At 36.4% G+C, this 20517-nt stretch carries 20 protein-coding genes and 1 tRNA gene; 20 read left to right on the forward strand and 1 reads right to left on the reverse strand.

Translation table 11 applies throughout. The features are described 5' to 3' along the window. Nucleotides 1-25: 25 nt before the first annotated feature. The gene (gene xthA, locus ACGH46_RS04100) at nt 26-832 is read right to left on the reverse strand and encodes an exodeoxyribonuclease III (RefSeq protein WP_411596791.1); all 807 of its coding nucleotides are present in this window, start codon (nt 830-832) and stop codon (nt 26-28) included. Between the two features lie 115 nt (nt 833-947). Here xthA and tyrA point away from each other — a divergent pair, with 115 nt between their 5' ends. The 20 genes from tyrA (at nt 948) to ACGH46_RS04200 (ending at nt 20387) form a co-directional block, all read left to right on the forward strand. After that, nucleotides 948-2069, forward strand: a complete 1122-nt coding sequence (gene tyrA / locus ACGH46_RS04105; protein ID WP_411604281.1) for a bifunctional chorismate mutase/prephenate dehydrogenase — start codon at nt 948-950, stop codon at nt 2067-2069. Between the two features lie 118 nt (nt 2070-2187). Then, nucleotides 2188-3519 (forward strand): phosphoglucosamine mutase, encoded by a 1332-nt coding sequence (gene glmM / locus ACGH46_RS04110; RefSeq protein ID WP_267358943.1) that lies wholly within the window; start codon nt 2188-2190, stop codon nt 3517-3519. Nucleotides 3520-3777: 258 nt separating this feature from the next. Next, nucleotides 3778-4560 carry a F0F1 ATP synthase subunit A gene (atpB, locus tag ACGH46_RS04115; RefSeq protein WP_065558537.1) on the forward strand — a complete coding sequence of 261 codons (783 nt, stop codon included), beginning with the start codon at nt 3778-3780 and terminating at the stop codon, nt 4558-4560. A 34-nt stretch (nt 4561-4594) separates the two neighbouring features. Then, complete coding sequence (gene atpE / locus ACGH46_RS04120) at nt 4595-4822, forward strand: F0F1 ATP synthase subunit C (RefSeq protein WP_370632135.1); 228 nt, start codon at nt 4595-4597, stop codon at nt 4820-4822. Between the two features lie 24 nt (nt 4823-4846). Beyond that, the gene (gene atpF, locus ACGH46_RS04125) at nt 4847-5317 is read left to right on the forward strand and encodes a F0F1 ATP synthase subunit B (RefSeq protein ID WP_065558535.1); all 471 of its coding nucleotides are present in this window, start codon (nt 4847-4849) and stop codon (nt 5315-5317) included. Nucleotides 5318-5330: 13 nt separating this feature from the next. Then, nucleotides 5331-5864: a F0F1 ATP synthase subunit delta gene (gene atpH, locus ACGH46_RS04130; RefSeq protein ID WP_267350255.1), complete on the forward strand. Its 534-nt coding sequence runs from the start codon at nt 5331-5333 to the stop codon at nt 5862-5864. An 11-nt stretch (nt 5865-5875) separates the two neighbouring features. After that, nucleotides 5876-7417, forward strand: coding sequence for a F0F1 ATP synthase subunit alpha (gene atpA / locus ACGH46_RS04135; protein WP_220216303.1), 1542 nt, complete (start codon nt 5876-5878; stop codon nt 7415-7417). A 14-nt stretch (nt 7418-7431) separates the two neighbouring features. After that, nucleotides 7432-8301, forward strand: a complete 870-nt coding sequence (gene atpG / locus ACGH46_RS04140; protein WP_065558532.1) for a F0F1 ATP synthase subunit gamma — start codon at nt 7432-7434, stop codon at nt 8299-8301. A 49-nt stretch (nt 8302-8350) separates the two neighbouring features. Continuing rightward, a complete protein-coding gene (gene atpD, locus ACGH46_RS04145) occupies nt 8351-9733 on the forward strand; it encodes a F0F1 ATP synthase subunit beta (protein ID WP_065558531.1) in 1383 nt (460 codons plus the stop codon). A 26-nt stretch (nt 9734-9759) separates the two neighbouring features. Continuing rightward, the gene (locus ACGH46_RS04150; RefSeq protein ID WP_220216301.1) at nt 9760-10185 is read left to right on the forward strand and encodes a F0F1 ATP synthase subunit epsilon; all 426 of its coding nucleotides are present in this window, start codon (nt 9760-9762) and stop codon (nt 10183-10185) included. Nucleotides 10186-10597: 412 nt separating this feature from the next. Next, nucleotides 10598-13792, forward strand: coding sequence for an exodeoxyribonuclease V subunit gamma (gene recC, locus ACGH46_RS04155; protein WP_411604282.1), 3195 nt, complete (start codon nt 10598-10600; stop codon nt 13790-13792). An 8-nt stretch (nt 13793-13800) separates the two neighbouring features. Beyond that, nucleotides 13801-14586: a TatD family hydrolase gene (locus ACGH46_RS04160; RefSeq protein ID WP_411604285.1), complete on the forward strand. Its 786-nt coding sequence runs from the start codon at nt 13801-13803 to the stop codon at nt 14584-14586. A gap of 371 nt (nt 14587-14957) precedes the next feature. Beyond that, a complete protein-coding gene (locus ACGH46_RS04165) occupies nt 14958-16361 on the forward strand; it encodes an MFS transporter (protein ID WP_411604287.1) in 1404 nt (467 codons plus the stop codon). Nucleotides 16362-16365: 4 nt separating this feature from the next. Next, nucleotides 16366-16998, forward strand: a complete 633-nt coding sequence (locus ACGH46_RS04170; protein ID WP_411604290.1) for an MBL fold metallo-hydrolase — start codon at nt 16366-16368, stop codon at nt 16996-16998. Nucleotides 16999-17149: 151 nt separating this feature from the next. Next, complete coding sequence (locus ACGH46_RS04175; protein WP_267358952.1) at nt 17150-17737, forward strand: biotin transporter BioY; 588 nt, start codon at nt 17150-17152, stop codon at nt 17735-17737. After that, complete coding sequence (locus ACGH46_RS04180; RefSeq protein ID WP_411604293.1) at nt 17721-18296, forward strand: YiiX/YebB-like N1pC/P60 family cysteine hydrolase; 576 nt, start codon at nt 17721-17723, stop codon at nt 18294-18296. The genes ACGH46_RS04175 and ACGH46_RS04180 overlap by 17 nt, the downstream gene beginning before the upstream one ends. A gap of 95 nt (nt 18297-18391) precedes the next feature. After that, nucleotides 18392-18467, forward strand: a tRNA-Asn gene (locus ACGH46_RS04185). A gap of 209 nt (nt 18468-18676) precedes the next feature. After that, nucleotides 18677-19405, forward strand: a complete 729-nt coding sequence (locus ACGH46_RS04190) for a type 1 glutamine amidotransferase (protein ID WP_411596753.1) — start codon at nt 18677-18679, stop codon at nt 19403-19405. A 138-nt stretch (nt 19406-19543) separates the two neighbouring features. Then, complete coding sequence (locus ACGH46_RS04195) at nt 19544-19654, forward strand: VanW family protein (RefSeq protein WP_411604399.1); 111 nt, start codon at nt 19544-19546, stop codon at nt 19652-19654. A 106-nt stretch (nt 19655-19760) separates the two neighbouring features. Continuing rightward, nucleotides 19761-20387, forward strand: a complete 627-nt coding sequence (locus tag ACGH46_RS04200; RefSeq protein ID WP_220216282.1) for a Fe-Mn family superoxide dismutase — start codon at nt 19761-19763, stop codon at nt 20385-20387. Nucleotides 20388-20517 lie beyond the last annotated feature (130 nt).

Below are 20517 nucleotides of genomic sequence, written 5' to 3' on the forward strand. Positions count from 1 at the left end.
TCATCCTTCTTAATGACACTAAAATTTATGTTAAATCGAATTCTGCCCAAATTGGCGCATGATCAGACGGTTTGTCCATGGCTCGAATATCATAATCAATGCCAGTTTGTTGACAATAGGATAACAATTTTTGACTAGCTAAAATTAAATCGATGCGCAGTCCAGTAAAGGTATCAAAACCTTTAGATCGATAATCAAACCATGAATAGTCTTGTTCAGTTGGATGTGCATGACGGTAAGTATCGATAAAGCCTAGTGACATTAAATTATCCATCCATTCCCGCTCTTCGGGTAAAAATGAACATTTACCAGTTCGTAACCAACGTTTACGACTATCATCAGAAATACCAATATCTAAATCGGTTGGGCAAATATTCATATCTCCCATTATCAAGGATAACTGATTACTCAATTGATGTTGCCGTAAATAATCAATCAAATCATGATAAAACTTACGTTTGGCAGGATATTTAACTTCATGATGCATACTTTCACCCTGCGGAAAATAGCCATTTATCACGGTTAAATTTCCTTGGTTGGTCGGTAACTCTGCCATAATTAAACGGCACTGAGCATCATCACTATCGGTTGGAAAGCCACACTGCACTGATATTAGTTTTTGTTTGGTTAATAACGCAACACCATAATGTCCTTTTTGACCATGATAATGTAAGTGATAACCAAATTGCGCTAACTCTTCGACAGGAAATTGATCATTATGAACTTTGGTTTCTTGTAAACCAATTATGTCGGGCTGATGTTTATCGATAATTGCGGCTAACTGATGAATGCGTGCACGCAGACTATTAATATTAAATGAGATAACTTTCATGATAAATTTATTATATTCGATTTGATGTTTAGATTTAACCATGCTATCAAAAATACGATATACTGTTAAGCTATTACAGTAAAAGCTACCATTTGTGATAAAGGAATCACCGAATATGTCCACGGAATTACTTGAACTACGCAATAAAATTGATGAGGTCGATAAATCAATTTTATCACTCATTACTCAGCGATTAGCCTTAGTCGCCGAAGTTGGTGAAGTAAAAAGCAAATATGGTATTCCAATTTATGATCCTAAGCGTGAAGCTGAGATGTTAGCGAAAAGACGGCAAGAAGCAGAAAATTTAGGTATTTCTCCAGCGCTAATCGAAGATATATTACGACGACTAATGCGAGAGTCTTATATTTGTGAAAACGACAAAGGTTTTAAAAAAGTTTACACAGGTAAAGGATCAATTGTCATTATCGGTGGTAATGGTCAAATGGGGCGGTTGTTTGCACAATTATTCACCCTATCTGGCTATGAAGTTAAAACATTAGGTTCCAAAACTATGAACCAAGCCTCGCAGGTAGTTGCCGATGCCGCTGCAGTCATTGTGACCGTACCAATTAATAAAACCTGTGAAATCATTCGACAATTACCGACTCTACCTAAAAATTGTATACTAACCGATTTCACTTCTATCAAAGTAAAACCGCTTCAAGCCATGTTAGAAAAACATCCTGGCCCTGTCGTTGGCTTACACCCTATGTTTGGTCCTGATGTACCTAATTTAGCAAAACAAATTATAGTGTATTGTGAAGGACGAGAGCCTGAAAAATACCAATGGCTTATTGATCAAATGCGCATTTGGGGTGCAAATTTATGTGCTATCAGTGCCAAAGAGCATGACAAATGCATGTCATTTATTCAAGCATTACGCCATTTCACCTCTTTTTCTTATGGTGTTAATTTACAGCAAGAACATGTTGATTTAGAAAAACTAATTGCCCTTTCTTCTCCTATATATCGCCTTGAACTGATGATGGTTGGCAGATTATTTGCTCAAGATCCTGAACTTTATGCCGATATCATTATGGCATCAGATGATAATATCGAATTAATTAAACGCTATTATCAGCGCTTTGGACAGATGGTTGAATTGATTGAGCAACGCGATAAGGCAAAATTTGTTGAGAATTTTAATGAAGTCACCAAATGGTTTGGTAGCTATGCACAACGTTTTATCAAAGAAAGCCAAGTTTTATTAAAATTCGCTAATGATAATAGAGAATAATTTTATTATGCATAAATATAACATCCGACATCATTAATTATAATTAGCACAAAAATCTTATGTAATTATTTATCAATAAAATTATTATTAGAAATAAAATTTAGTATGAGGAAATAAAATGTCTAATCGAAAATATTTTGGTACTGATGGGATACGAGGTAAAGTTGGACAATATCCTATCACTCCCGATTTTGCTCTTAAATTAGGTTGGGCAGCTGGACGCATATTAGCTAAAGATGGTGTGAAAAAAGTCTTAATCGGAAAAGATACGCGTATATCAGGCTATATGCTTGAATCAGCACTTGAAGCTGGTTTTGCGTCTGCCGGTGTTGCTACTGCCTTTACCGGACCAATGCCAACGCCTGCTATCGCTTATTTAACTCGTACTTTTCGAGCTGATGCCGGTATTGTCATTTCTGCTTCACATAATCCTTTTTACGATAATGGTATTAAATTTTTTTCTACCGAAGGAAAAAAACTTGCTGATTCGATTGAATTAGAAATTGAAGCAGAATTAGAAAAAGATATAGATTGTGTCGAATCCAAACAATTAGGACGTGCTAGCCGTATTACTGATGCAGCAGGCCGTTATATCGAATTTTGTAAAAGCACCTTTGATCATGAGCTAAGTCTATCGGGTCTGAAAATTGTAGTCGATTGTGCGAATGGCGCAACCTATCATATTGCGCCAAAAGTATTGCGTGAGCTCGGCGCAAAAGTCATCAAAATTGGCTGTGAACCTGACGGCGTTAATATTAATGAAAATTGTGGTGCTACTGATGTTAGAGCATTGTCAAAACGAGTTATTGATGAACAAGCAGATTTAGGTTTTGCATTAGACGGGGATGGTGATCGCATTATAATGGTTGACCATGAAGGTCGAAAAATTGATGGCGATCAGATTATTTATATCATTGCTCGCGAAGCACTCAGACAAGGTCAACTAAAAGGTGGCGTTGTCGGTACATTAATGAGTAATATGGGACTGGAAATAGCACTTAAAAACCTTGGCATACCTTTTGCTCGTGCTAAAGTTGGTGACCGTTATGTTCTTGAAAAGCTTATTGAGAAGAAATGGCGTTTAGGGGCTGAAAACTCAGGTCATGTTTTGCTATTAGACAAAACAACAACTGGCGATGGAATTATTGCTGGTCTACAAGTTTTAAGTGCTATGGTTCGCAACGATATGTCTTTATCAGATTTATGTAGTGGCATGATAATGTTACCTCAAGTATTAATTAATGTTCACTATACCGAAAAAAGTGATCCATTAAAAAATTCAGCAGTAAAACTAGCAATAGAGCAAGTTGAAAAAGAACTAGATGGTAACGGGCGGGTATTAATTCGCAAATCTGGAACAGAACCTCTCATTAGAGTAATGGTTGAAGGCAGTGAAGAAGCCGAAGTACAAAAATTGGCAGAACGTATTGCACTAGCTGTTAAAGCTTAAAAATAATATTTTTTATATGTAATAATAAGTTTTTAATAAGTCAATACGTTTAATGAGTTTATTAAGCAAGCTCTGTTTATTTACAATTTTTTAGTAAAAAGTGTTGAATTTATTTATTTTGTTAATAATTTGTTGACTTTATATAGGTAATTGGGTTTAAAATACTAGCTTAGGGTTATTACAGCGATTGTCTATACCTTTTAATATAGATAAAACATTGTAATATTTTTTATTTTTAGGAATAAGTAAGAAGGTTATATGGCAGTTTCCTCTCCGGCTTCGCCACAGGCTTATATCAAGCACCATCTTGAAAACTTACAAGTAGGTTCAGGTTTTTGGACCTTTAATCTTGATTCATTGTTTTTTTCAATTTTTCTTGGTGTTATTTTCTTGTGGATTTTTCATCGTGTTGCCAAAAAAGCAACAAGTGGGGTACCAGGTAAATTACAATGTGCTGTCGAGATGATCTTTGAATTTGTTAATAATACTGTCAAAGACATGTTCACTGGTCAAAACAAGCTCATTGCACCGTTAGCATTAACGGTATTTATTTGGGTCTTTTTTATGAATCTCATGGATCTTATCCCGGTTGATTTCCTCCCTTACGCAGGACAATACTTAGGTTTATCTCATTTAAGAGTAGTGCCAACAGCAGATGTCAGCATTACTATGTCAATGGCTTTAGGCGTCTTTATTTTAATTATTTTCTATTCTATCAAGTACAAAGGAATTTCAGGGTTTATCAAAGATTACACCCTTCATCCTTTTAATCACTGGGCTTTTGCACCAATCAATTTAGTACTTGAACTTGTCGGTCTATTAGCTAAACCACTATCTTTAGGTCTACGACTTTTCGGCAATATGTATGCAGGTGAACTTATTTTCATCTTAATTGCGGCATTAATACCTTGGTGGTCACAATGGGTATTATCTTTACCGTGGGCCATTTTCCATATTTTAATTATTACGTTACAAGCTTTTATTTTTATGGTGTTGACGATCGTTTATTTAGCAATGGCATCGACAACGGAAGAACATTAATTTCAATATTTTTTATATTAAACTGGAGTATATAATGGAAATTTTATATGTAGCCGCAGGCATAATGATGGGATTAGCTGCTGTAGGAGGCGCAATTGGTATCGGTATACTAGGTGGTAAATTCTTAGAAGGTGCAGCACGTCAACCGGAATTAATCCCTATGTTACGAACTCAATTTTTCATTGTTATGGGGCTAGTGGATGCGATCCCAATGATTTGTGTGGGTATTGCGCTTTATATCATCTTTGCTGTTGCCGGCTAATAAAAATCTAAGAGGAATCGTCTCATGAATATGAACGCAACTCTCCTCGGCCAAGCAATTACATTTGTATTGTTTGTTTGGTTCTGTATGAAGTTTGTTTGGCCTCCTGTTATCGCTGCGATTGAAAAACGTCAAAAAGAGATAGCTGATGGACTTGCTTCAGCAGAAACAGCAAAAAAAGATTTGGAACTAGCCAAAGCAAATACATCTGACTTAATGCAACAGGCTAAGGTTGAGGCTAATGCAATTATAGAGCAAGCCAATAAACGCAAAGCAATTATTCTTGAAGAAGCACAACAAGAAGCAATTCGAGAAAAAGAACGAATTGTTGCGCAAGGATTTGCTGAAGTAGAGGCTGAACGTAAACGAGCTAAAGAAGAGCTTAAACAACAAGTCGCTACACTTGCTATTGCTGGTGCAGAAAAAATTATTGAACGCTCTGTTAATGAAGCCGCAAATAGCGACATCATTGATAAACTCGTAGCTGAATTATAAGGAGACTAGAGCAATGGCAGACTTAATTACAATTGCTCGCCCTTATGCTAAAGCTGCTTTCGAGTTTGCGGTAGAAAAAAACAATATCGAATCATGGCATAAAATGCTAATGGTAACATCTCAAGTTAGTCAAAACGAACAAATACGTAGTATTTTGACATCTGACATGAAAGCCGATTCGGTTGCAAACTTACTCATCAATATCTGTCAAGATGTATTAGATGAGTTTAGTACAAATTTTATTAAGATTATGTCTGAAAACAAACGGTTATCTCTTCTTCCCGAAGTGCTTACACTGTTTGAACAATATTGTTTAGAGAGAGAAGCGCAAGCAGATGTCGATGTCATTTCGGCACAAGCACTGTCTAACGAACAACTTGATAAGATTTCTATCGCTGTCGAAAAACGTTTATCACGAAAAGTAAAACTAAAATGTCATATTGATCCATCGCTCATTTCTGGTTTTATTATTCGTACGGGCGATATGGTTATTGATAGTAGTATCAGAGGGCGTTTAACAAGATTAAATGACGCTCTACAGTCTTAAGGGGACTGATAATGCAGCTAAATTCAACTGAAATAAGTGAACTAATTAAAGAGCGTATTGCTCAGTTCAATATTGTGAGTAACGCTCACAATGAAGGAACGATCATATCGGTAAGTGATGGTATCCTTCGAATCCACGGATTAACCGATGTCATGCAAGGTGAAATGATTTCACTACCAGGAAATCGTTACGCAATGGCGTTAAACCTTGAAAGAGATTCTGTCGGTGCAGTCGTTATGGGACCATACGAAGATCTATCCGAAGGGATGAAAGTACAATGTACTGGTCGTATTTTAGAAGTACCTGTCGGCGATGGTTTATTAGGTCGGGTTATTAATACCCTTGGTGAACCAATCGACGGTAAAGGTTCAATTCAAAATGATGGGTTTTCTCCGGTTGAAGTCGTCGCACCTGGTGTTATCGACCGTCAATCGGTTGACCAAGCATTACAAACGGGTTATAAAGCCGTTGACTCAATGATTCCTATCGGACGTGGTCAACGTGAACTTATCATCGGAGACCGACAAACCGGTAAAACCGCATTAGCAATCGACGCAATTATTAACCAACGTAACTCAGGTGTTAAATGTATCTATGTTGCCATTGGTCAAAAACAATCAACCATTGCCAATGTTGTACGTAAACTTGAAGAACATGGTGCACTAAAAAATACCATTGTTGTTGTTGCATCCGCTTCTGAATCAGCGGCATTACAATACTTAGCGCCGTACGCAGGTTGTGCAATGGGCGAGTACTTCCGTGATCGTGGTCAAGATGCATTAATTGTTTATGATGATTTATCTAAACAAGCGGTTGCTTACCGTCAAATTTCATTGTTACTTCGTCGTCCACCTGGACGTGAAGCTTATCCGGGTGATGTATTCTATTTACATTCTCGCCTACTTGAACGTGCAGCACGTGTTAACGAAGCGTATGTTGAAGAGTTCACCAAAGGTGAAGTGAAAGGTAAAACAGGTTCATTAACGGCTCTACCGATTATTGAAACCCAAGCTGGTGACGTTTCAGCGTTCGTACCAACTAACGTAATTTCAATTACTGACGGTCAGATATTCTTAGAAACCAGCTTGTTTAACTCTGGTATCCGTCCTGCGGTTAACCCAGGTATTTCGGTTTCTCGTGTAGGTGGTGCTGCACAAACTAAGATAATGAAAAAATTATCTGGTGGTATTCGTACAGCCCTTGCACAATATCGTGAATTAGCTGCGTTTTCTCAGTTTGCATCTGATTTAGATGAAGCAACAAGAAACCAATTAAGTCATGGTGAAAAAGTAACTGAATTATTGAAACAAAAGCAATACTCACCAATGACAGTTGCTGAACAATCAATTGTTCTTTATGCGGCAGAGCGTGGTTATCTTGAAGATGTTGAACTCGCTAAGGTTTTACCATTTGAAGCAGCACTACTAGCTTATGCGCATAGTCAATATGCCGATTTTGTTAAACAGATTGACGAGACAGGCAATTACAATGATGAGATTGAAAGTAAGTTAAAAGCAATGCTTGATAGCTTTAAATCAACTCAAACTTGGTAAGGGTGAGGTAACAAATGGCTAATGCAAAAGAGATCAGAACGAAAATTGCCAGTATCCAAAGTACGCAAAAGATCACAAAAGCAATGGAAATGGTTGCCAATTCCAAAATGCGTAAAACGCAAGATAGAATGGCATCTTCTCGTCCATATGCCGAAATGATTCGTGAAGTAATTGGACATTTAGCGTTAGCTCAAATAGGTGCCAAACATCCTTATTTAGAAGAAAGGGATGTAAAACGAGTTGGTTATCTTATTATTTCAACCGATCGTGGTTTATGTGGTGGTTTAAATATCAATCTTTTTAAAACTGTCGTTGCTGATATGTCAGCATGGCAGGAAAAAGGTGTAGAAGCAGATGTCGCATTAATTGGTTCACGAGGGGTTTCGTTTTTCTCATCAGTAAAAACAAATATTTTAACCCAAGTGACTAATTTAGGTGATGAACCAGAATTATCTGATTTGATAGGTCCAGTAAAAACGATGCTTGAGTCGTATGACAATGGGAAAATTGATAGATTATATATCGCAACGAATAGATTTATTAATACCATGTCGCAAAAACCGACTATTCAGCAATTATTACCATTACCGCATTCAGAAGATAAAAAACTCACTGCTTCAACATGGGATTATATTTATGAGCCTGATGCTAAATCGCTTTTAGATGTGATTTTACGTCGTTATATTGAATCACAGGTTTATCAAGCTGTGGTAGAAAATCTAGCGAGTGAACAAGCAGCAAGAATGGTGGCCATGAAAGCAGCAACCGATAATGGTGCAAATTTAATCAATGAATTACAGATTGTGTATAACAAAGCACGTCAAGGTGCGATTACCAATGAATTGATTGATATTGTATCGGGCGCAGCTGCTGTTTCAGGTTAATGCTAAATATATTGGCTTATAGTTAAGAAAAAGACGTAGAGGAATAAAAATGGCTACTGGAAAGATTGTCCAGATCATCGGTGCGGTGGTTGATGTCGAATTCCCAGAAGATGCAGTACCAAAGGTATATGATGCATTAGAAGTGGAAACTGGCGCCGAAAAATTAGTTCTGGAAGTTCAGCAACAATTAGGTGGTGGCGTTGTTTGTTGTATCGCAATGGGATCATCTGATGGTTTAAGACGTGGACTTAAAGTCGTCAACACAGGGCACGGCATTGAAGTACCGGTAGGTACTAAAACACTAGGTCGTATTATGAACGTACTTGGTGATCCTGTTGATAAAGCAGGTCCAATTGGCGAAGAAGAGCGCTGGGCTATTCACCGTGCAGCGCCAACCTATGAAGAACTGGCTAACTCAACTGAGTTACTTGAAACCGGTATTAAAGTTATCGACTTAATTTGTCCATTTGCAAAAGGGGGCAAAGTCGGTCTTTTCGGTGGTGCAGGTGTAGGTAAAACCGTTAACATGATGGAGTTAATCCGTAACATCGCTATCGAACATTCTGGATACTCTGTATTTACAGGTGTTGGTGAGCGTACTCGTGAGGGTAATGACTTTTATCATGAAATGAAAGAATCAAACGTACTTGATAAAGTATCGCTTGTTTATGGTCAGATGAATGAGCCACCTGGAAACCGTTTACGCGTAGCGTTGACAGGATTAACGATGGCTGAAAAATTCCGTGATGAAGGTAAAGACGTACTCTTATTTATCGATAATATTTATCGTTATACCTTAGCCGGAACAGAAGTATCGGCACTATTGGGTCGTATGCCATCAGCAGTAGGTTATCAACCAACATTAGCCGAAGAAATGGGTATCCTTCAAGAACGTATTACATCGACTAAAACTGGTTCAATTACATCAATTCAAGCCGTATACGTACCAGCCGATGACTTGACAGACCCATCACCAGCAACAACCTTTGCTCACTTAGATGCAACAATCGTATTAAGTCGTCAAATCGCTTCATTAGGTATCTATCCTGCGGTTGATCCACTTGATTCAACCAGTCGTCAATTAGATCCATTGGTTGTTGGTCAAGAACACTATGATTGTGCACGAGGCGTGCAATCAATTTTACAACGCTATCAAGAATTAAAAGATATTATCGCTATTCTTGGTATGGATGAGTTATCAGAAGACGATAAATTGACCGTGGCTCGTGCACGTAAAATTCAACGTTTCTTATCTCAACCATTCTTCGTTGCCGAAGTGTTCACTGGTTCACCAGGTAAATATGTGCCATTAAAAGATACAATCAGTGCTTTTAAAGGTATCATGAACGGTGATTATGATCACATTCCTGAACAAGCATTCTATATGGTTGGTTCAATCGATGAAGCGATTGAAAAAGCGAAATCTCTGTAAGAGATTCATTGAACGGAGATAGTATTATGGCACTAACTTCCTATCAATTAGAAGTTGTTAGTGCTGAATCTCACCTATTTTCGGGTGATGTTCAGCGAATCAGAGTCACAGGTATTGAAGGTGAACTCGGTATTTACCCGGGTCATACGCCACTGCTTACTACCATTAAACCAGGTATGGTGGGTATTGTAAAACCCAATGGTGAAGAAGAATTTATCTACCTATCGGGTGGTATATTAGAAGTTCAACCTAATATAGTAACAATCTTAGCTGATACGGCTATTCGAGGCGAAGATTTAGATGAAGCCAGAGCACAAGAAGCAGTCAGACGTGCCCAAGAACATATTAATCACCCAAGTGATGATATGTCATTTGCACAAGCCTCTGCTGAATTGTCAAAAGCTTTAGCTAAAATGCGTGTTATCGAATTAACACGCCGTATTGGACAATAGTTTCGTTATTAAAATCTAAAAGATTACAAAAATTAATTTTGTAATCTTTTCTGCTTTTCCAATAGTCCTGTTCAGTACCCCAATAACAACAAGTCTTCATATTCACACTGTGAAGTAAAACCGTTTATTACTTTTATAATTGAATTGAATAATTAATTCATCTTTTTTTATATTGTTAAATTTTTATGTCGTAAATAAAAAAAATTAAAAATGAGAATACTGCTAAGCAAACTGCAAAATTTACTTTGAGTAAGATAAATTATGAACGTTTTGTGTGTGTTTTTCTTTGATGATCCCCATTACGTTTAAAATTATACAGCCCCAAAATCTGTTTTCTATGAAGATAGGCTACTAGATTTATTACTCACTATCAGCGATAATTTTGAATAATCTTTTCGAATTTAAAGCGACTATGTTTACCATTTATCATTCAAATCAAGTCGATCTGCTCAAATCATTGGTGAGTGAATTGATGCAAAGACAACCATTAGAAAATGTGTTCATGCCCGATATGGTGATCGTACAAAGCCAAGGCATGGCGCAATGGTTGCAGATCGAGCTTGCAGATGCACTCGGTATTGTGGCAAACATTGCTTTTCCTTATCCAACTCAGTTTATCTGGCAAGTTTATCAAGCTTTATTACCCGATTCGCCTATTGAAAACAGTTTTAATCCTGAAGCCATGACTTGGCGTCTATTTTATTTGCTGCCTCAACTCATTGATAAGCAGGAATTTAGCGCACTCAAACATTATCTCAATATAGATAAAACAGAAAGAAAGTTATATCAACTGGCAACACGTATTGCTCGTTTATACGATCAGTACTTAGTTTATCGCCCTGACTGGCTAGCAAAATGGGAATCGAATAAAACCGTGGTCGAATTAAATCATCATCCCGATGAAATTTGGCAAGCTGAGCTGTGGAGACAATTAATAGCCATTAGTCAGCCGTATCACCGTGCAAATATCTACCAGCAAATGCTTGATATCCTACTGGATGACCATTTTGATAAAAAACGGTTAAATACGTTACCCGACCGTATTTTTATTTTTGGTATTACTTCCCTTCCACCCATTTATCTTTCGCTACTCTCAGCACTTGGAAAACATATCGATGTACATTTAATGTTTAACAATCCTTGCAAATGGTATTGGGGAGATATTGTCGAAAAACAGCTAACTGACATACAAAATACACCCGATAAAATCCCAAATCCACTCTTAACGTCATGGGGAAAACTAGGTCGGGATTGTCTGTTTTTATTACAAGAATTCCAAAACAAACAAGATATTGATGTGTTTGCTGATCACGATCGCACTTGTTTATTACATGCTATTCAGCAAGATATACTGGAGCTATATCCATCATATAAAACTGCACTTCACATTGACTCAAACGATAAATCAATTTCGTTTCATGCATGCCATAGCGAACAGCGTGAGGTCGAAGTACTCTATGACTATTTACTATCTGTCTTTGATGCTGATCCAACCATAGAGTTACGTGATTGCATTGTGATGGTTTCAGATATTGATAAATACATCCCTTATATTCGTGCCGTTTTTGGTAATGCTGAAGGTCAACGTTATCTACCTTTCACTATTTCCGATCAGAAAGCTCGAAATATTGATCCCATTGTGCAAGCATTTTTTGCGATTTTAAATTTTCCTCAAAGTCGATTTACGGCAGAAGAGTTATTTAATTTACTGGAGATCCCAGCAATTTCGGAAAAATTTTCGATCAATGAATCACAATTAACGCTTTTAAGGACATGGATCATTGAATCGGGTATTCGTTTTGGTCTTGAAAATGCCCATAGTTGGTTATTTGGACTTGAACGTTTGTTGCTTGGTTATACGATGAGCAGTGAGCAAGGAAGCTGGCAGCAAATACTCCCGTATGATGGTGCGACTGGTTTGGATGCTGAACTTATTGGTCAATTAGCTGAATTTATTAGTATAGTCCGTAAATGGTCAACATTGTTAAGTCAAGCCAAACCATTAGTTGAATGGCAAAGTTGTTGCCTTGAATTACTCAATGATTTTTTTATTAGTAATGAACAACGTGAATCTATTTTATTGATGATTCAAGACGAGTGGCAAAAGCTGATTGACAGTGGGCTGTTAGCAAATTTTGCGGATAACATATCGATGACTATTTTGCATGATGCGATGCAATCACGTTTAGAACAAAATCATTTAGCTCATCGTTTTTTAGTGGGCAAAATCAATTTTTGTACTATGATGCCAATGCGTTCAATTCCCTTTAAAGTGGTATGTTTATTAGGCATGAATGATGGTGATTATCCTAGAACATCGCTACCGCTTGATTTTGATTTGATTGCTCAGTACCCAAGACGAGGGGATCGAAGTCGTCGCACAGATGATCGGTATCTGTTTTTAGAAGCAATTTTATCGGCTCAAAAACAACTCTACATGAGTTATATTGGGCGAGAAATTAAAGATAATACTGAACGTTATCCGTCAGTATTAATTGATGAGTTATGGGATTATATCGTTCAATACTATGATAATACCAAGGATAGTACAAACGGTTTCGATAATTTACGTGTCATCCATACGCGCACACCATTTAATCCTCAAAATTATTTAAATCCGCCTAAAAGCTATGCCAATGAATGGCTACCGGCAGCACTACAGCAAGGTGAAAGTCAATCCTTCATTAGTGATATTTCGGCGATGACGATTGATAACATTAGTCTTGATGAATTAAAACGATTCTATCAACACTCCATACGATTTTTTTTACAAAAACGATTCAATTTCTATATTAATTATCTTGATGATACTTTACCGGATGCTGAAAATTTTAATCTGGATAATTTTGAACGATACCAGCTTAATGTAAAAATTTTAAATCAATTGATTGATCACACTATCCAAGAATCAGATTTGTATCATCGATTAGCATTAACCGGCGAGTTACCAGACGGCGCCTTTGGTCAGATTATTTATGATGAACAAAATGAATCTATGCAATCGTTAGCGAATAAAATTTGCCAAGAACGCCTGATACAAACTGCCGAAGAGGTCAATTTAACCCTTTTTGCTAATGGACAACATTACATACTGCAAGGCTGGTTAACCCATGTTCAAGAGGATGGAATTTTAACATGGCGACCATCGAAACTTTCGATCCGTGATGGCATGACATTATGGATCGATCATCTTATTTATTGCATCTCCAATCCTGAAAACACGAATAGCTATAGTCGCATCTATGGTCGGGAAGAAAGTGAATGGCGTTTTAAATATTTAAACCCTGAGCAAGCACAAATTATTTTAACAACTTTAATCGAAGGCTATTTACAAGGTATTAATCAACCGTTACTCTTCCCAATTCAAAGTGCGTGGAATTGGTTAGTATCTGCGTATAATTCTAAAACAAATGAGATTGAAATCAGTCAAAAAGCTATCAATCAACTTAAAAACACCTGGCAAGGAGGGGGATTCAATTCAGCAGAATGTGATAATTATTATGCCCGATTATATCCTGAATTAACCAATCCACTTATTGAGCAGATTATTTATTCGGCTCGACAATTTTTATTACCCATTTTATTACATCAAGAAAAGGTAAAATAGGAGGCATTATGTTTATTGATACACATTGTCATTTTGATTTTCCCATTTTTACCGCAGATATCGCTGATTCTATCGACAAAATACAGCAAGCAAAAATTGATGCGCTCATTGTGCCAGCTGTCTCTGCGAATCATTTTCATACAATATTACACCTTGCTGAACAATATAATGAAGTTTATGCAGCACTTGGTTTACATCCCATTTATCAACACACAGAATCAGATTTAGAAAAATTATCCGATATTATCAATAAAAACCCAAAAAAATTAGTAGCAATGGGCGAAATTGGTCTGGATAAATACAATCTTACCGTTGATTGGCAACAACAACTATTTTATTTTCGTTCACAGCTTACCTTGGCTAAAAAATATGATTTACCCGTTTTGATTCATTCACGTAAAACGCATGACATTATGTACCACGAACTTCATCAAGCAAATTTACCTTGTCGGGGTGTCATACATGGATTTTCGGGCAGTTATCAACAAGCGATGCAATTTGTGAAACTCGGTTATTATATTGGTGTCGGGGGAGTAATAAGTTACGCACGCGCTAATAAAACTCGCCAAACCATTGCCCAACTGCCTTTAGAAAGTCTTGTACTTGAAACCGACGCCCCCGATATGCCATTAAGTGGTCGACAAGGTCAAATCAATCGCCCAGAATATCTCATTGAAATATTTCATTTTTTAAGTCAGTTACGCAAAGAACCCCAACCAGAAATACTTCGTACAATCTTATCTAATACCTTAACGCTATTTAGTCGAATCAATCAAAAAGCATTGAAGCATTGATTATAAATAGCTTTATAATTATATGTGCATTATCACCGTCAAACATTAGCGATACAAGGCAGTTTTTTTGACTGGTTAAAATCGATTTTTAGACTTTGCAATTGTGTCTCTTACCCGCTTAATTTCATTATGAATATTACACAATGCGTAATCGCTATCTATTACTTGCCAAGTATTGATAAGATAGACCAATCAAATCCAAACCGACAAGTATCACCAATTCACTGTAAAGAAAACTTAAATAAATTATGCTTTCTGGTTTATTTCATCGACGACAAAGTCGTTTCGAGGTAATATGAGATAAATTGTCTTCTATCATCTTATTGATAGCCTTAAAACTATCATCGCAACAATAATAGGTAATCACTATAATGAGCAATGATATTCAATTATCCCCTATGGTATATCGAATGTTGCCGTGGATTGCGGCAGTCGCATTTTTAATGCAATCACTCGATACATCAATTTTAAATACGGCACTCCCCTCGATTGCTAAAGATCTCCATGAATCCCCCTTAAATATGCAATCTGCGGTAATCTGTTATGCATTAACTTTAGCATTGTTTATTCCGATTAGTGGTTTATTATCCGATCGCTTTGGAACAAAAAATGTTTTTGTGACTGCCGTGTTTCTTTTTACAGCGGGATCGCTGTCTTGTGCCCTATCAAATACCCTTATTTTTATGGATATTTCGAGGGTTATACAAGGTATTGGCGGTTCAATGATGGTACCTGTTTCCAGATTAGTCTTAATTAAATCTTATCGGCGTAATGAATTTTTATCAGCGCTAAATACCTCATCCATTTTAGGACTGGTAGGCCCTGTAATTGGCCCTGTTCTTGGCGGATATTTAGCTGAAATGTTCAGTTGGCATTGGGTATTTTTAATCAATATCCCTGTTGGTATTGCCGGCATCATTATTGCTTGGAAATATATGCCAAACCTTAAAGGTGAACGCATCTATTTTGATTTTTGGGGCTTTGTTATTATTGCCATAACATTTATTAGTGCCACGTTAAGTTTGGAGCTGCTAAGTGAGGGACAAAGTAGTTATATTTCACTATTTTTGGCAATAATAAGTTTAATCTTTCTGTTTGGTTACCGATTCTACGCTCAAAAAGCAACTACCCCTCTATTCCCATTATCTTTATTTAGTATTCGCACTTTTAAAATCGGTATTATCGGTAATTTGATTAGTCGATTAGGTATTTCAGGGGTTCCTTTTTTAATTCCATTACTATTACAAGTTGGCTTTGGTTATTCAGCAATTGAAGCAGGAATGATATTAATTCCTATGGCGTTAGCTTCAATGGCAATTAAATCGTTTATTCCTACAATTTTAGCTAAATTAGGGTATCGAAACGTCTTGATTGGCAATACTATATTGGCTGGAACGTTCATTTTATTAATGTCACAATTAAGTTTATCCACCCCGATCATCCTGATGTGTCTATTACTTTTTTGCATTGGTTGTACCAATTCATTACAATTTACGGCAATGAACAGTATCACTTTAGCTGATTTACAAGGTGAAACAACCAGTAGTGGGAATAGTTTAATGGCGGTAAACCAACAACTTGCTATTAGCTTCGGTATCGCCTTAGGTGCTGTGCTTGTTAGGTTAGTCGGTGAGGAAACCGCTACCATTAAGTCTTTTCAAATTACTTTTATGATATTAGGAATTATCACAATACTTTCTAGCATTGTGTTTGCAGCTTTAAAAAAACAAGATGGGCAAAACTTAACCGCTCATCATCAAGAAACAAGGAGATAACAATATGTTTCAATACCAAATCATTCCGGTTACTGCTTTTCAGGAAAATTGTAGCATTATTTGGTGTGATGAAACAAAGGAAGCAGCCTTTATCGATCCAGGTGGTGAACCCGAATTACTGAAAAAAGCCGTGGAAAAACTGAGCGTGAATATTAAACAAATCCTATTAACGCATGGACATTTGGATCACGTTGGCGCGGCTGTAGAATTAGCAAAACATTATGATGTAAAAATCATCGGCTCAAATCAAGAAGATGAATTTTTATTTAGTGGATTACCTCAGCAATGTATTCAATTTGGTTTTCCTTATATTGAACCCTTTTTACCGGATCATTGGTTAAAAGAAGGAGATAAAATCAAAGTCGGCAATATTTCACTCGATGTACTTTATTGCCCAGGTCATACACCCGGTCATATCGTTTTTATTAATCATTCTGATAAAATCGCTTTTGTTGGTGATGTGTTATTTAACGGTAGTATAGGAAGAACAGATTTTCCGAGAGGCAATCATGCCGATTTGATTTCTTCAATTAAACATAAATTATTACCACTTGGTGATGATTTCGTTTTTGTTCCCGGACATGGCCCTATGTCTAGCTTTGGCCATGAGCGCATGAATAATCCTTTCTTAGTTTAATCAAAATATTGCGGTTGTTATCACGTTCATTTTTCATAGAGTGTGATAACCCTCTCAAAAGTAAACCTTTCTATAAAAAATAAGTTTACATAATAAAACTTTGCTATATTATTAGCAAAATATTAACACATAAAAGCAAGGTATAATTATTATGAAACATCAAGTTACCCCATATTATCCAACCTTTATTACAACGCTATTTAAGCTATCCTCTTGGCAACGAAAACTCTTTGTAACAACAAGTGCGGCATTATTATTAGGACTAGCCGCTAACATTAGCATTCCAACTTATCCTGTTCCTTTTACTTTACAGTCTTTAGCAATACTCCTTATTGGTGCGTTTTTAGGACGTAAATTAGGTGCATTAGCGATAATTCAATATCTTTTTTTAGGTGCAATAGGATTACCATTGTTTGCCAACGGAAGTAGTGGCATGATAGCTTTACATTCCCCTTCTGCCGGTTATTTATATGGGGCGGTATTTAGTGCTTATTTAGCCGGCTTTGCCGCTGAAAAAGGTTATGATCGCCATTTTATTTTAGGATTAATCGCATTCGCTTGTGCACATTTATTAATCTTTGTATTTGGCGTTCTTTATCTAGCTGGTTATTTACATATTAACCTCATTGAAGCAATAAAACTCGGATATCTCCCTTTTGCAGGATTTGATGCACTGAAGTTTATCATAGCAACTTCAGTCATGTTCCTTTTATGGCGTTACCGTGCTAAAAATCACTGATTTAAAAAAAGGCGATATTATTTTCCAGTGTCTGAACGAGGTTAATGACTTTAATGATGCTGTCATCTGTTCTGGTGCAACACGTAACGTGGATGAGTTAACCAATAATATCAATCATGTAGGATTATATATTGGAAATAATATCGTTATTGAAGCAACGCCAAAATACGGGGTCATTAACCAAACACTGACGCATTTTATCAATGCAGCACAATTTAATATCATTGGTCGAATTGATAATTTAGGGTTGATTAAAAATGCTATTAAACGAGCTAAATCATGTATTGGTCTACCTTATAACCCTAGCTTTCGTCCAAATACAGCTGGACTTTATTGCAGTGAACTCATTACCTACGCTTTTCGAAATGAACACAATGAAAGTTATTTTGCTTTATATCCGATGAATTTTAGAGATTTAACGACCCATCAAGTTTTACCTTATTGGATCGATTATTATCATTCGCTAAAAGAGAAGATCCCAGAACAACAGTTTGGATCTCATCCTCAACAACTCTTAAGGCAAACGGAATTATTCAAGACAATCCTAACACTTGAATAAAATAAAGGGAGGTTATTAAAACGAAAAAGCATTTAATACAATTTAACTATTGACATAGCGCCATTTAATCTATAATATGCGCGCTACATTTCGGTTCCTCCATAGTTCAGTCGGTAGAACGGCGGACTGTTAATCCGTATGTCACTGGTTCAAGTCCAGTTGGAGGAGCCAACTTACCGAATTATTAAAACCTGCTTATAGCAGGTTTTTTTATTTCCGACAATTACACTCCTTTTCAAATTTTAATATTGTGTTTAAAGTAAAATGGTTAATAATATTTTAAAAAAATTATTACCCATAATACTTTTGATAACACTTTAAATGTTTAAAATTTATCTATAATGTTATTGTTAAATTAATAAGAAAGGAAATTTTTATCCATGCATATCCATTTTATTCTTCATGAAGAGTTTGAAGCACCAGGTGCTTATGAACAATGGGCTAAGTTACATCTTCATACGGTTACCTATTCAAGAGTTTATCTGGGCGAGCCACTTCCTGAAAGGATAGATAATATTGATTTTCTTATTATTATGGGCGGTCCACAATCCCCTGCTACAACGAAACAAGAGTGTGCCCATTTTGATTCATTAGCAGAGCAAACCTTCATTTTATCAGCAATTAAAGCGAATAAAATCGTGATTGGCGTTTGTCTTGGATCCCAATTAATTGGCGAAGCACTTGGTGCACATTTCGAGCATAGTCCTGAAAAAGAGATCGGTAAATTCCCCATTACCTTAACGGAAGCAGGCAAAAAAAATCCGCTTTTTTCTCATTTCGGCGATACGCTAGCAGTAGGTCACTGGCACAATGATATGCCAGGTTTAACGCAAAATGCGCAAATTATTGCTTATAGTGAAGGCTGTCCTCGGCAAATTATTGCTTATAGCAAATTGGTTTATGGTTTCCAATGTCATATGGAGTTAACCCATGAGGTAGTTGAAAAGTTGATTGCCCATTCGCAAAATGACCTTAGTCAAGCGGCTAAATATCGTTTTGTTGATACAGAGGAAAAATTACGCCTACATGATTATAGTAAAATGAATTATAAACTCTTTGTTTTTTTGGATAAGCTAAGTCAATACTATCTGTCTGCTTCTACAAATTAAATTCTATTATCGTTCATGGTTGGTTGTTCGAAATTATGCAAAATATTAAAAGTAGACAACCCCGAAAAATGAAGTAAATTGAGGTTAAAATTAGGTTAAGAGTATTTTATCTTAAAACGTAAAATTAACTGATGGAAAATCGTAAGTTTTTTAGAAGGTCTTTCTTTGCATAATGGTAAGATTGAGAAAGATATTGGTGGAGGGCTTTGTCAATTAGGCAATTTGATTTATTGGTTATCCAATCATTAAATAGTTCTGAACTATTCAAATAATAGATTGTGAGATAAGCAATTTGACCGTATACTCTGTAAAATATAGCAATAACGAATATCTAATTTTTGAAAGGAGTATCTTCATGGCTTACACTCTTGCACCTCTACCTTATGCTTATGACGCATTAGAACCGTATATTGACTCGGAAACGATGCATCTTCATCATGACAAACATCATCAAACTTATGTCAATAATGCAAATGCGCTCTTAGAGACTTTACCGGCAGAACTTAAAGAATTATGTCCTGAAACTTTACTTAAAAATTTAGATAAAGTGCCAGCTGATAAACTAACAGGTATCAAAAACAATGTGGGTGGTCACGTTAATCACACCCTATTTTGGGAATTACTTAAAGTTGGTACCGAGCTTAAAGGTGAACTTAAAGCAGCTATTGAAAAAGATTTCGGTTCTGTAGACGCATTCAAAGAAAAATTTTCAAACGCAGCAGCCACTCGTTTTGGTTCTGGTTGGGCTTGGTTAGTGTTACAAAATGGTAAACTTGAAGTAGTTTCAACCGCAAACCAAGATTCTCCTGTCATGGGCGAAAAATTCTCAGGTGTTTCAGGTACGCCTATTTTAACATTAGATGTCTGGGAACACGCATATTACTTAAAATACCAAAATCGTCGTGTTGATTATATTGGTGCATTTTGGAATGTAATTAACTGGGATAAAGTTGCTGAGTTATACGCTCAAGCAAAAAAATAACTGTTTTTAGTATAGTTACTCAATTATCAATGACGCTTAATGCGTCATTTTTATTTATTGGTATTATTTACCAATCATCGTATCTGCAAATTGGCAATTGCTAAATTATACTTAAATCCGCTACAATGGG

The sequence above is a fragment of the Gilliamella sp. CG22 genome (assembly GCF_046635725.1).
Taxonomy (GTDB): Bacteria; Pseudomonadota; Gammaproteobacteria; order Enterobacterales; family Orbaceae; genus Gilliamella; species Gilliamella apicola_I.